Consider the following 13578-nt stretch of genomic DNA (forward strand, 5'->3'; position numbering starts at 1 on the left):
CACGCGCGTGGGTGCGACCGTCCGTGCAAGCATCTATGAAGGAGCCCAATCAGGACGCGCGTCAACATCTACCTTGAGGGCGAGCCGGAGGCTCGTTGTTGATCGGGATGTTGAGTATTCCCATCACCCGCTCCATATTAATTAAAACAAACAACGCCGATGGCGTTTTTTTATTTTGGAGCGGTTGTGCGGGAGAGAACCCACGCGCGTGGGTGCGACCGTCCGTGCAAGCATCTATGAAGGAGCCCAATCAGGACGCGCGTCAACATCTACCTTGAGGGCGAGCCGGAGGCTCGCTGTTGGATGGAGATGTTGAGTATTCCCATCACCCGCTCCATAAACAAAAAAAGGTAACGCCGGAAGGCGTTTTTTTGTTGTTGAGCGGTTGTGTGGGAGAGAACCCACGCGCGTGGGTGCGACCGTCCGTGCAAGCATCTATGAAGGAGTCCAATCAGGACGCGCGTCAACATCTACCTTGAGGGCGAGCCGGAGGCTCGCTGTTGGATCGGGATGTTGAGTACCGTCCGTGCAGGCTCCCTTTTTTATGCTATATTTTTCCTTGCTTTATCCAAGTCCAAATTCGATATGAACCAAACAAGGCCGCAAATAGTATAAGAATCAGCATGAATACCCAAATGCCAAGTCGATTGATATCTCTTAGACCATCTGCATTAATAAGTACAAAGGTTCCAGCACCTATAAAAAGAAGGTACATAAAAACGTTTGGAATAATCCAGCCAATCCTGAGTTTAATGTTTTTGTTGTTCAACATCACCACCTCCATATGACACCATCTTACGAGCTTTTGTGTAATCTGGATATTATAAAAATTAGCTTCTTACATGCTTCTACAGGACGCGCGTCAACTTCTAGTTGAGGGCGAGCCAAAGGTTCGCTGTTGGAACAGGATGTCGATTACCGTCCGTGCGGGCGATGACCCCGCACCAAAGATGAAAAGGCCGGAGATCCATGGATCTCCGGCCTTTTTTACAGCCTCGGTTACAGCGTGACGCGCGCGTGGCCGAGAAAATGCATGACGGCGGCGAAGCCTGCGCCGATCATCGTTCCCCGGCTGCCAAGCCGGGAGAAGGTGATCTCGAGCTGCTGCTTATGATAAGGCAGCGTCCGCTCCGCGACGACCGCCTGCATCGGCCCGGCCAGCCAATCCCTGACTTCGGACAGCGCCCCGCCGATCACGATGAGCTCGGGATTGAAGCTGTTGATGAGGTTGGTTACGCCGATGCCCAAATATTTGCCCATCTGGGCGAATTGTTCCCGGGCAGCCTCGTTTCCCTCGGAAGCCAGGCGCACCAGCTCCGGCGTATTGTGGGCCGGCAAGGCAGTGCCGGCCGTATCGTACGTTTTCTCCGAGGCGTAGAGCTCCCAGCAGCCCCGGCTTCCACAGGTGCAGGGCCTTCCGTCGGCTTCGATGCACATATGGCCCGTCTCCCCGGCGTACCCCCGTGCACCCTTGTACAGCTCCCCGCCGATGATAATACCCGAACCGATACCCGAGCCAGCACTAATATAGAGCAGGTGGCGCACATCCTTTGCCGCGCCGAAGTTCAGCTCACCCTGCGCCCCGGCATTAGCTTCGTTATCAATGGTGACGGGCACCGAAAAGGCTTCCTCCAGCAGCTGGCGCAAATGAACCATTTCCCAGCCGAGGTTGGGAGCAAATAAAACGATCCCGTTCTCATCCACCATGCCGGGCACGCCGACCCCGATCCCGACGGTGCCGTATGGCGTGTCCGGAGCCGCTTCCATAAGACTCGAGATCACCTTCTTCATTGCTTCAAGCACATAAGACAAATCGTGACGCGCAAGCGTATGATCGCGCTCCTCCAGTACGTTGCCTCCCAGGTCGCACAACACGGCCGTCAGCTGCTTCACCCGCAGCTCAATGCCGATGACGGTGCCGGCCATCGCGTTAAAATGCAGCAGCAGCGGCTTACGCCCACCGCTGGACTTGCCCGGCCCGACCTCGGTGACCAGCTGCTGTTCGCACAGCTCGGCTACCAAGTTGGAGACGGTCGCCTTGTTCAGACCGGTCATTTCCGATACCCGGGCTCTGGAGAGGGTGGAGGAATGCTTGCGGATCGTGTGAAGCACAAGCGAGCGGTTTATTTTTTTGACCAGAGCCTGGTCGCCGGTGACTTTCATGTATATCGCACATCCTTCAAGTTATCCCATTAGCACATAATCAATTAGTCTAGAGCCATCCGCGGCAAAAAGCAACCCGAAATCAACTTTTTAAAAAAACTTTGTTTAACCAATATACAAAGTCGGTCTGATGTGTTACTATGTTCCTGTAAACGTTTGCGAAAAGCAAATTTTGAGGAGGATTATACATGGCATACTTTGAGAACGTTGGGAAGATCGCTTATGAAGGAAGCCGTTCGACCAATCCGTACGCGTTCAAATTTTATAACCCGCAAGAAGTGGTAGCAGGCAAAACGATGGAAGAGCATCTTCGCTTTGCGATGGCTTACTGGCATACGCTGACTGCCGGTGGTTCCGATCCGTTCGGCGTAGAGACCGCTGTCCGCAGCTGGGACAAATACGACGGTATGGACAAGGCTAAAGCCCGCGTGGAAGCCGCTTTTGAATTTTTGGACAAAATGAACCTGCAGTTCTTCTGCTTCCACGATATCGACATCGCACCGGAAGGAAGCAGCCTGCGTGAGTTCTACAGCAACATCGACACCATCGTCGACCTGATCGGCCAAGGCATGAAGACCTCCGGCAAGAAGCTGCTGTGGAACACAGCCAACATGTTCACAAACCCACGCTACATGCACGGTGCCGGTTCTACTTGCAACGCGGACGTGTATGCCCATGCTGCAGCCCAAGTCAAAAAAGGCCTCGAAGTCGGCAAACAGCTCGGTGCGGAAAACTACGTATTCTGGGGCGGACGCGAAGGGTATGAAACCCTGCTGAATACGGACCTCAAGCTTGAAATGGACAACATGGCCCGCCTGTTCCACATGGCTGTGGATTATGCGAAGGAAATCGGCTTTGACGCTCAGTTCCTGATCGAACCAAAACCGAAGGAGCCGACAAAGCATCAGTACGACTTTGATGCGGCGACGACGATTTCGTTCCTGCAAAAATACGATCTCGACAAGCACTTCAAGCTGAACCTAGAAGCTAACCATGCAACACTGGCCGGACACACGTTCGAGCACGAACTTCGCGTAGCCCGTATCAACGGTATGCTCGGATCCCTGGACGCCAACCAAGGCGACATGCTGCTCGGCTGGGATACCGACGAGTTCCCGCTGAACATTTACGATTCCACGCTTACGCTGTATGAAGTGCTGAAGAACGACGGTCTTGGCAAAGGCGGCATTAACTTCGACGCCAAAGTACGCCGTCAGTCGTTTGAGCCGGAAGATCTGTTCCTGGCGCATATCGCAGGTATGGATACTTACGCAAAAGGCTTGAAGGTAGCCGCTAAGCTGATCGAAGATCGCGTGTTCGACGACTTCATCGACAAGCGCTACGCCAGCTTCAAGGAAGGCATCGGCGCAGACGTTGTATCTGGCAAAGCCACCTTGGCTTCCCTGGCCGAGTATGCGCTGAACAATGAAAATCCGCGCCGCAACGAGTCCAGCCGCCAAGAGCTGCTGAAAGCTCAGTTGAACCAGTACATCCTGGCTGAGTAGCAGCAAGCGTCAGTCACATCTGGTTACAAGACCGATCATGAAATCTCTTTGAAATGCAACGAAGGTTGCCTGAAGAAAGCTTCTTCGGGCAGCCTTTTTTTGAACCGGATTTCCATGCGGAACATCCTTGGTTAGTCGTTGATGTCCATTCGATCCATACAGGAGGAAAAAGTATGAAATACGTTATTGGTGTTGATTTGGGAACAAGCGCCGTCAAGACGGTACTGGTGAATCCCCAAGGAGAAGTCGTGCACGAGCACTCTGAAGCTTACCCGCTGAGCAGACCTGAGCCGGGCTGGAGCGAGCAGAATCCGGAGGATTGGGTGGACAAGACGCTGGTCAGTCTCCGCAAACTGATGGAAAAGTCGGGTGCAGACCCGCAGGAAGTGGAGGGCCTCAGCTTCTCAGGCCAAATGCACGGCCTCGTGCTGGTGGATGCGGAAGGCAAGGTGCTGCGTCCGGCCATTCTGTGGAACGACACGCGTACGACGGCACAGTGCCGCAAGATCGAGAACACGCTGGAATCGAAGCTGCTCAGTATTGCCAAAAACCGCGCCCTGGAAGGCTTTACGCTGCCTAAAATTTTGTGGGTGCAGGAGAACGAACCGGACATTCTGTCCCAAGCCAGCTTGTTCCTGCTGCCGAAGGATTACGTAAGATACCGGCTCACCGGCGAATACGCGATGGATTACTCCGACGCTGCAGGCACGCTGCTGCTGGATGTCTCGGGCAAAACGTGGAGCCAGGACATTGCCGCAGCATTTGATCTGCCGCTGTCGCTTTGTCCTCCGCTCGTGGAATCCTTCGATCAAACGGGCACGCTGCTGCCTGACATCGCCGAGGCGTCCGGCCTGCTGCCGTCGACCAAGGTCTTCGCGGGCGGAGCGGACAATGCTTGCGGCGCCATCGGTGCAGGGATTTTACAGGAAGGGCAAACGATGTGCAGTATCGGCACATCAGGCGTCGTCCTCTCTTTTGAAAGCCGCAAGGAACTGGAGGTGGACGGCAAGCTGCATTTCTTTAATCACAGCGAAAAGGACGCGTACTATGTTATGGGCGTCACGCTTGCGGCCGGTCACAGCCTGACCTGGTTTAAGGAGACGTTCGCCAAGGAAAAAAGCTTCGATGAGCTGCTTGAAGGCATCGGGTCCATTCCTGCGGGCAGCAGCGGCTTGCTGTTCACGCCGTACATTTCCGGGGAACGAACCCCGCATCCGGATGCGGATATCCGCGGAAGCTTTATCGGCATGGACTCCGGCCACACGCTTTCCCATTTTGCCAGAGCGGTGCTTGAAGGCATTACGTTCTCGCTTCGGGAATCGATCGACATCGTACGCGAATCCGGCAAAGAGATCCATGAGGTCGTGGCCATAGGCGGCGGTGCGCGGAACGAAACGTGGCTGCAGATGCAGGCGGATATTTTCAACGCGACGATCATCAAGCTAGAAAGCGAGCAGGGCCCGGCTATGGGAGCGGCGATGCTGGCTGCATACGGCTGCGGCTGGTTCCCGTCGCTGACGGACTGTGCCAAGGCGTTCATCCGCCCGGCCAAAACGTACGCGCCGAATGCGGAGCGGGCCGAATTGTACAGCGGCTTGTTCAGCCTGTATCAGGAAGTATACAGCCAAACCCGCGAGCTGAACCGCAAGCTGGTTCCTTACCGGAACTAGGAAGCCGGTGCCTCCCTTGCGCGGATGAGATGCGGAAAGCCCTGCTTAATGTCTAATTTAGACATGATTTTTTATCGAATTTTCGGGGTACTGCAATCGCTTTCAGAACTTTAGAATAAGGTTAGATCATCAGTACCTTGCCTATATGGCGGTAAAAATAGCGGGGAATACCCAAAACTGCGGACCGTAAGGCTCTGTTCGGCTTGGCGTTGTGCTGCCAATAACGTTTTGAAGATCATTCATTTAAAATGCTGAAAAGCAAATAGGGCGGGAAGTCTGATCCAATACATCGGGCTTCCCGTAATTTTCTTAAGAGATCAGAAAGTATAAGCTTCGGAGCTTCTGCTTTCTGATCTCGCAAGAAAAACCTCCTCTAGAAGCGGTCTGTCTTCTATGAAGGTACGTCGATAGACGAAAGCACACGCTTCGGCCGCCGGTCCGGCAAGGTGCTCGAAGAAACAACCGTTCATCGCGGATAAAGGGAGAGATAAGCGTGGAGCAAAGCAGCAAACGCGCCGTCAATAAAAGGCTGTGGTACCGCAAGCCGGCCTCCGTGTGGGAGGAAGCGCTACCGATCGGAAACGGACGGCTGGGAGGCATGGTGTTCGGCGGGGCGGAAGAAGAGAAAATTCAATTGAACGAGGACACGCTGTGGTCCGGATTTCCCCGGGACACGGTTAATTATAATGCCCTGCGGCATCTGGAGCAGGCCAAGGCATGGGTCGCCGAGGGCCGGTATGCCGAAGCGGAGGCGCTGATCGAAGCCGGGATGCTAGGACGGCGCACGGAATCTTACCAGCCGCTCGGCGATTTGCATTTTGCGTTTGGCCGCATGGATCAAATTAACGATTACGAGCGGGAGCTGGATTTGGAGCATGCGGTCGCATCGGTTTCTTTTCAAACCGGCGGGGTGCGCGTCATCCGCGAAGCTTTTGCCAGCCGGCCGGATGAAGTTATCGTCGTCCATTTCCGGGCGGAGCCCGCAGAGGGCGGGGGTTCGGCCGGGAAGGCGGAGCTGCCGGAATTGTCGGCATGGCTTACCTCTCCGCATCTCAGCGATGTGAGCACGGAGCCGGCGTCTTTGGTCCTGACAGGACAAGCTCCATCGCATGTCGCGGACAATTACTTGGGGGATCATCCTCAGTCGGTTCTCTACGAAGAAGGACTGGGACTCCGGTTTGCAGCCGTGCTGACGGTGCGGACCGATGGAGAGGTACAGACGGAAGAAGGGCGGCTGCGGATCGAAAAAGCGAGTACGGTCACCTTTGTGCTGGCTGCGGCGACCGATTTCGCAGGCTTTGACGTCATGCCGGGCGCATCCGGCATCGATCCGGTACGCTTGTGCCGGGAACATGCCGACGCGGCGGACAGTGATTATCTGCACCTGAAACAGCGGCATTTGGATGATTACCGCGCGCTGTTCGACCGGGTGGACCTGCAGGTGGGTCTGAGCCCACAGCTGCCGCAGGCTGAAGCGGAAATGCCGACGGACGAGCGCCTGCAGCTGTATCGCCAAGGAGGAGTCGATCTGGCCCTCGAAACGCTGCTGTTTCATTATGGACGCTATTTAATGATTGCCGGTTCGCGTCCGGGTACGCAGGCGCTGAACCTGCAGGGCATTTGGAATCCGCACAAGCAGCCGCCTTGGAACAGCAATTATACGACGAACATTAATGCCGAAATGAACTATTGGCCGGCCGAGGTATGCGGTCTGGGAGAATGCCATGAGCCGCTCTTCGACCTGATCCGGGAACTGAGCGTCACCGGCAGCCGGACCGCGGCGATCCATTACGGTGCAAGAGGCTGGACGGCTCATCACAACACCGATTTGTGGCGGATGTCGACGCCTTCGGATGGGCGGGCCATGTGGGCGTTCTGGCCGATGGGCGGCGTGTGGCTGTCCAGACATCTGTGGGAACGGTATGCGTTCCGGCCGGATGCGGCATACCTGCAGGAGGTGGCGTATCCGCTGATGAAAGGAGCCGCCTTGTTCTGCCTGGACTGGCTTGTCCAGCTTCCAGACGGACGATGGACGACGGGTCTCTCGACTTCACCGGAGAACGTCTTCCTGACCGAATCGGGAGAGCCTTGCAGTACGGCTGCCGGATCGGCGATGGATATGGCGCTCATTGACGAGCTGTTCGGACACTGCATCAATGCAGCTGAAGTGCTTGGAATTGATGAGGATTTCCGGCAGGAGCTGTCTTCAAAACGGGAGCGGCTGGCACATCCCGGCATGGGTCCGGACGGGCGGATGCGGGAATGGGAGCGCGATTTCGGCGAGAATGAGCCGGGGCATCGCCATGTATCCCATTTGTACGGAGTGTACCCGGGAGACGCCGTAAACGAGAATACGCCGGAGCTGATGCAAGCCGCCTCCTTGTCGCTGAAGAAGCGGATGGAGGCGGGAAGCGGGCACACGGGCTGGAGTGCGGCCTGGATCTTTAACCTTTACGCGCGGCTTAAAGAGCCGGCTAACGTGTATCGCTCCATCCGGCGGATTCTCAGCGACTCCAGCCTGCCGAACCTGTTCGGCAACCACCCGCCTTTTCAGATTGACGGCAACTTCGGTTATGCGGCCGGCGTTGCGGAATCGCTGCTGCAAAGCCACCAGGGCGAGATCCGGATGCTGCCGGCTCTGCCGGAAGCCTGGAACGAAGGGGAAGCCAAAGGTCTGCGGGCGCGAGGCGGCTTTGTGGTGGACATGAAGTGGAGCGCCGGAACGATCAAGGAAGCAGGAGTAACCTCCACGCACGGCGGGACCTGCCGGATCGCGGACCATTCCCTGTACCGGGTGCAGGGACCAGATGGGCAGGAGCTACCGGCTGACGGATTTATTACGACAGCAGGCGAAACATACCGAATTACACCACGGGATAAGGAAAAGGTATCGGTGAGTTGAAGCTGAGGCTGAGGCTGAAATGAAAGCTAAGGAAGCCGAAGGAAGCGGAAAGATAACCTAAGAAAACCGAAGAAGGCCGAAAAAAACCGTGGGAAACCTTCTACGGTACAAGAAGCCGGTGAAGACAGTTTATTTGTTACTGGCTAAGAGTAACAGGCTAAGTCAAGGGCCAAGGTTACGGGCTATCGGCGATTCAACAAGAGAAAGGAAGTGGGTACGTGATTAACGATAAACTGCCTAAAATTTGGTACGGCGGAGATTATAACCCTGAACAGTGGGGACCGGAAGAATGGAAAGAGGACCAGCGGATGTTCAAGCTGGCCGGGATCGACGTGGCGACGATCAACGTCTTTTCCTGGGCGTTAAACCAGCCTGACGAGGATACTTACGATTTCGGGTGGCTCGACGAAACGATGGACCGTCTGCACAAGGACGGCGTTGGCGTCGTACTGGCGACGAGTACCGGGGCGCATCCGGCCTGGATGGCCAAGCGGCATCCGGATGTGACCCGTGTCGATTTTTACGGACGAAAAAGAAAGTTCGGTGGAAGACATAACTCCTGCCCGAACAGCCCGACTTACCGCAAATACTCCCGATTGATGGCGGGCAAGCTCGCCGAGCGCTACAAGGATCATCCGGCGCTGCTGCTTTGGCACGTATCCAATGAGTATGGCGGTTTCTGCTACTGCGACAACTGTGCCACTGAATTTCGCGTCTGGCTGCAAAAGCGTTACGGCAGCTTGGATGCCGTCAACGAAGCATGGAACACCCGCTTCTGGGGCCACACGTTCTATGACTGGGACGAAATCGTGCTTCCGGACGGGCTGAGCGAGGAGGGCGAAGGCAACGTCAGCGCGTTCCAGGGCATTTCCCTGGATTACCGCCGGTTTATGTCCGATAGTCTGTTGGAATGCTACAACATTGAGGCGGAAGCGATCCGCGAGCATTCGAAGGACGTGCCGATCACGACCAACCTGATGGGGTTGTTCCCGCTGCTCAACTACTTCGACTGGGCGAAGCATATGGATATCGTCTCGTGGGATAACTATCCGTCTCTGACGACGCCGGTCAGTGAAACCGCCATGACGCATGACCTGATGCGCGGTCTGAAGCACGGGGCGCCGTTCATGCTGATGGAGCAGACGCCGAGCCAGCAGAACTGGCAGGCGTACAACTCGCTCAAGCGTCCCGGCGTGATGCGCCTGTGGAGCTATCAGGCCGTTGCCCGCGGGGCGGATACGGTGATGTTCTTCCAAATGCGGCGCTCCAAGGGCGCCTGCGAGAAGTTCCACGGTGCCGTCATTGAGCATTCCGGTCATGAGAATACGCGGGTATTCCGTGAGGTGGCGCAGCTCGGGGAGGAGCTGGGGCGCCTGGGGGACACGCTGCTGGATGCTGTGACGGAAGCTAAGGTTGGCATCGTGTACGACTGGGAAAACCGGTGGGCCATGGAGCTCTCAAGCGGTCCGACCGTTGAGCTGAATTATGTGCGCGAGGTGCATAAGTTTTACGACGCCCTCTTCAAGCAGGGCATTGAGGCGGACATGATCAGCGCCCAAGCCGACTTCAGCAAGTACGACATCGTGATCGCGCCGGTCATGTATATGGTCAAGCCGGGCTTTGCTGAAAAGTCGGAGGCGTACACCGCTGCCGGCGGCACGTTTATTACGACGTTCTTCAGCGGCATCGTGAACGAGACCGATCTCGTGACCCTCGGCGGATATCCGGGCGAGCTCCGCAACCTGCTCGGCATCTGGGCGGAGGAAATCGACGCACTGCCGCTTGGGCAGTACAATGAAATCGTCATGAAGCAGCCGTATGGCAAGCTTACGGGCAGCTATAAATGCGAGATGCTGTTTGATCTCATCCATGCCGAAGGCGCGGAAGTGCTGGCCGAGTATGGCTCGGACTTCTACAAAGGCATGCCTGCGCTCACGGTGAACCGCTTTGGCGAAGGCAAAGCGTACTATGTGGCGACCAGCGCGGACAGCGACTTCATGGAAGGATTCCTCGGTGCCGTCTGTGCCGAGAAAGGCGTTCAGCCGCTGGTGCCGGAGCTTCCGGCCGGCGTAGAGGTTGCCCGCCGCGTAAAAGAAGGACGCTCGTTCCTGTTCGTGCTGAACCATAACGCGGAGAGTGCGACGGTTCGCACGGGGGACGTTAAACGCCGGGATCTTCTCAGCGGCGTAACCGTAGACGGAGCGGCCGAGGTGCCGGGACGCGGCGTCCTGATTCTGGAGGAAGCAGAGTAAAGACAACGTATCGCAGCTAAAATACGTTTCCATTCCAATACAAGCAGGCTTTGCGGGACTTCCCGGCAAAGCCTGCTTTTTTGTAAGGGCAATTTATTGCACCCATTGATTGCGTATGGCCAGCACGACGGCCTGGGTGCGGTCCTCGGCGCCGATTTTTTGCAGGACGCGGTGTACGTGGGTTTTGACTGTGCTTTCGCTGATGTGGAGCTTGGCGGCGATATCTTCGTTTTTCAGGCCGTAAGCCATTTCCTGCAGCACTTCCAGCTCGCGGTCGGTCAGCGGGTCCGGCAGGGACAGCCGCATGTCCTGCCGGTCCTGGAACGATTCCGTCTGGCGCAGCGCCTCCGAAATCATCCGGGCCGCGGCTCCCGTCCGGTAGATGGCTTCGCCGCGGCTCGCCGCCCTAATGGAATGGAGCAGCTCCTCCGGCGCCGCATCCTTTAGCAAATAGCCGACGGCTCCGGCCCGAATGCCTTCGTACACGTATTCCTCGAGATCGAAGGTGGTGAGGATGATGACTTTGCACTCCGGCAGCTGCCGCCGAAGCTCCCGTGTCGCCTCGATCCCGTTCATGCCGGGCATCTGCACGTCCATGAGGGCGATATGCGGCCGCGTTCGGAGCGCAAGGTTTACGGCTTCGCGGCCGTCGCCCGCCTCCCCGCACCATTCCATGTCCTGCTGTGCCTTAATAATAAACCCGATGCCGTGCCGGATCAGGGGCTGGTCATCCGCGATGATGATGCGGATACGTTCTGGGTCCATATTAGCATTCATTCCCCTCTGTTATTGGGTGTCGCTGCGGAAAACGGCAGGCTTGCGGTAATCTCCAGGCCATGGGGAGCTAGGGGGGTGACCGTCAGGCGTCCGCCGGATTTTGCACATCGCTCCCGCATGGTGGTCAGTCCGAATCCCGGCTGGATTGGACCTTGCGCCACGCCGTTATCCCGGATGGTCAAGACCAGGCCTTCCTTGTTACCTATAAGCCGGACCTCAGCTTGGGTGGCCTGGGCATGGCGCATCATGTTGGTCAGTGCCTCCTGAAGGATGCGGTAAAGGACGTACAGCTGCTCCGGGGCGATGGTGCCGGGGATATCCATGGTAAAGGCCACCGGAATCCCGCTTCGCTCGCTGAAGGTGTCCGCCAGCTTCCTGAGCTCCTTCTGCCCTTCGCCAGGCCGGACAAGCCCCATTTCGTGGACGACCGTTCTGACGTCCTGAAGGCATCCGCGGGCCACATCCGTCACTTGCCTGAGCGTTGAGCGGGCTTCGTCCGGCGCCGCTTCGATCATATACGGCAGCGCCTGCAGCTGCACGATCACGGAGGTCAGGCCGTGACCGATGCTGTCATGGATGTCGGCTGCGATCCGGCTGCGCTCCTCCAGTACCGCATAGCGCAGCGCCTGCTCGGAAGTCTCCTCCAGCTCCTCGTGAGCTTGGCGCAGGCTGCGGTAAGCCGCCTCCAGCTCCTGATGAGCTGACGTCAGCTCCTGCAGATGCCTTTCTTTCATCGTTCGGGTCGTTCTGCGCAGCCTGCCGGCCAAAAATAGAAGATAGACCGCCGCGAGAATCAGGCAGTGGGTCATCACTGCTTCCAAAGTCCGATGCTGATCCAGCAGGATCCACGCTGCGGCTGCTATATTTAGAACGGTATATGAGGCCGAGTACGATGCCGGCAGCCTGTAGCTCACCCATCCCAGCAGAAAAAAGACGATAATATACAAGCTGCCGTCAAGCCCCAGGATGACCCCAATCGAAGAGATACCAAGCAAGGCACACACGGTAAAAGCGGGAGCCGGCCCCCGGCGGGTAAACCACCGGGAACGCCATTGCAGGCATAGAGCGGCCAACGTCAACAGCACGCCGGGAACGAACGCACGGGGCTCACCGTACATGCCGTTCTGAATCGCGGAATACACGATCAGCAAACTCAGCAGCGCCCTTCTGGCCGGATTGGAAGACAGTATTGTTCGTTCATCGGTGCCTGTTTCCATAGCAGGTCTCCTTTAGCTGGCACATTGACGCCGGTGTTTCAGTTCTTTATGCCCGTTGTCCCATCAACGCCTGATATCTCCGGTAAATGACGTACCGGCGTGCGCAGATGGAACCGAGCGGCATGAACATCAGCGCATTGGCGATGTGATAGAAGGCGTGTGACTGCCCCCAGGACTGCGCAAGCACCCGCAAAACCAGCACGGCGAGAAACAGCAGGATGCTGGCAATGGAACCCTGCACGGTAACCTGGCCGTCCGTTCCCATGCGCATTTTTTCCATTTTACCCCGGATGATACCTGTTGCCAAACCGGCAGCGGCAAACACGGCGAACAGCACGACTTCAACCGGACCAACCGATGTCCAAGGGATGGACGAAAGGGTCATTCCTCCCCATAACAAGGGGACGATCCACACGCTGGAAGGGCGGAAGGTTCTTTCCCTTGCAGTAAGCCAAATGACAAGCAGGATGATAATAATATAAGTTGAGTATTGATCCATCGCTAGCACCTCATTCATTTATCGTGATGAGTCCAGCATACCAAGGAGGACCGGCCGCGTAATCGAACCGTGTGGTGATTTTCTTTCGGCCGATGTACATCCGGAGATGTACATGACTGTGGACGAACAGGTTTGGGCTTTTCTTTTTCCGATAATTTTGTTAAAATGGCAGCAAGCATTTCATCCTGAAGAAAACGAGGTAACCACACAGCCGATGGATAAACATGACTGATCTCTCTAATCTGCAAACCAACTTAATGTTGAAACCATGCAGTTTCTGCGCCTGCCGCAGGGAAGAGAATCGTTATGTCTATTTTCAGAGACTGGATACCTCGCCGATGGATACGGATAATGCTTTTTTTGTGCGTTTTTGACGTGTTCATGGGGTAATGTCGTGCCCGGATCATCATGTTCGGGGCGGTATTTCGGACGGGTAAACCCTTTTTTGACATAGACAATAATAACGAATTTCCTGCCGTAGGCGATGCTGCCTGCGGCTTTTCTGATTCGTGAAATGGATCAGTGGCCGGGGCTGGACTGAAACGGCTGGTTTGTCTGAAACGACGGAAATTCAAATTTATGTTTTAAAGGGT

Annotated in this window: 9 protein-coding genes; 4 read left to right on the forward strand and 5 right to left on the reverse strand. The window is 56.3% G+C overall.

Annotated elements, in window-relative coordinates; genetic code table 11:
- Positions 1-547: 547 nt before the first annotated feature.
- Both ABID47_RS08110 and ABID47_RS08115 read right to left on the reverse strand, forming a co-directional pair.
- The gene (locus tag ABID47_RS08110; RefSeq protein ID WP_354495793.1) at positions 548-772 is read right to left on the reverse strand and encodes a hypothetical protein; all 225 of its coding nucleotides are present in this window, start codon (positions 770-772) and stop codon (positions 548-550) included.
- Between the two features lie 227 nt (positions 773-999).
- On the reverse strand, positions 1000-2163 hold the full coding sequence (locus ABID47_RS08115) for an ROK family protein (RefSeq protein WP_354495795.1): 1164 nt from the start codon (positions 2161-2163) through the stop codon (positions 1000-1002).
- Between the two features lie 188 nt (positions 2164-2351).
- On the opposite strand from ABID47_RS08115, the gene xylA reads away from it, so the two are divergent.
- The 4 genes from xylA to ABID47_RS08135 all read left to right on the forward strand — a co-directional run bounded on the left by xylA (position 2352) and on the right by ABID47_RS08135 (position 10492).
- On the forward strand, positions 2352-3668 hold the full coding sequence (xylA, locus tag ABID47_RS08120) for a xylose isomerase (protein WP_076170725.1): 1317 nt from the start codon (positions 2352-2354) through the stop codon (positions 3666-3668).
- Positions 3669-3841: 173 nt separating this feature from the next.
- The gene (xylB, locus tag ABID47_RS08125) at positions 3842-5338 is read left to right on the forward strand and encodes a xylulokinase (protein ID WP_354495797.1); all 1497 of its coding nucleotides are present in this window, start codon (positions 3842-3844) and stop codon (positions 5336-5338) included.
- Between the two features lie 493 nt (positions 5339-5831).
- Positions 5832-8240: a glycoside hydrolase family 95 protein gene (locus tag ABID47_RS08130; protein WP_354495799.1), complete on the forward strand. Its 2409-nt coding sequence runs from the start codon at positions 5832-5834 to the stop codon at positions 8238-8240.
- A gap of 218 nt (positions 8241-8458) precedes the next feature.
- Positions 8459-10492, forward strand: a complete 2034-nt coding sequence (locus ABID47_RS08135) for a beta-galactosidase (RefSeq protein ID WP_354495801.1) — start codon at positions 8459-8461, stop codon at positions 10490-10492.
- A 93-nt stretch (positions 10493-10585) separates the two neighbouring features.
- Here the strand turns inward: ABID47_RS08135 and ABID47_RS08140 are convergent, their stop codons facing one another.
- From ABID47_RS08140 to ABID47_RS08150, 3 genes are read right to left on the reverse strand one after another with little or no spacing between them, the layout of a single operon-like run.
- Positions 10586-11257 (reverse strand): response regulator, encoded by a 672-nt coding sequence (locus tag ABID47_RS08140; RefSeq protein ID WP_145136298.1) that lies wholly within the window; start codon positions 11255-11257, stop codon positions 10586-10588.
- Between the two features lie 8 nt (positions 11258-11265).
- On the reverse strand, positions 11266-12486 hold the full coding sequence (locus ABID47_RS08145) for a sensor histidine kinase (RefSeq protein ID WP_354495804.1): 1221 nt from the start codon (positions 12484-12486) through the stop codon (positions 11266-11268).
- Between the two features lie 46 nt (positions 12487-12532).
- On the reverse strand, positions 12533-12985 hold the full coding sequence (locus tag ABID47_RS08150) for a hypothetical protein (protein ID WP_354495806.1): 453 nt from the start codon (positions 12983-12985) through the stop codon (positions 12533-12535).
- Between the last annotated feature and the right edge of the window lie 593 nt (positions 12986-13578).

The organism is Paenibacillus favisporus, assembly GCF_040545415.1.
GTDB lineage: Bacteria > Bacillota > Bacilli > Paenibacillales > Paenibacillaceae > Paenibacillus_AQ > Paenibacillus_AQ favisporus.

What these genes read in the sequence shown, in the direction of transcription:
- ABID47_RS08140 (WP_145136298.1), bottom strand. Translation starts at nt 11,257, where the DNA reads ATGGACCCAGAACGTATCCGCATCATCATCGCGGATGACCAGCCCCTG.
- xylB (WP_354495797.1), top strand. Translation starts at nt 3,842, where the DNA reads ATGAAATACGTTATTGGTGTTGATTTGGGAACAAGCGCCGTCAAGACG.
- ABID47_RS08145 (WP_354495804.1), bottom strand. Translation starts at nt 12,486, where the DNA reads ATGGAAACAGGCACCGATGAACGAACAATACTGTCTTCCAATCCGGCC.
- xylA (WP_076170725.1), top strand. Translation starts at nt 2,352, where the DNA reads ATGGCATACTTTGAGAACGTTGGGAAGATCGCTTATGAAGGAAGCCGT.
- ABID47_RS08110 (WP_354495793.1), bottom strand. Translation starts at nt 772, where the DNA reads ATGTTGAACAACAAAAACATTAAACTCAGGATTGGCTGGATTATTCCA.
- ABID47_RS08150 (WP_354495806.1), bottom strand. Translation starts at nt 12,985, where the DNA reads ATGGATCAATACTCAACTTATATTATTATCATCCTGCTTGTCATTTGG.
- ABID47_RS08115 (WP_354495795.1), bottom strand. Translation starts at nt 2,163, where the DNA reads ATGAAAGTCACCGGCGACCAGGCTCTGGTCAAAAAAATAAACCGCTCG.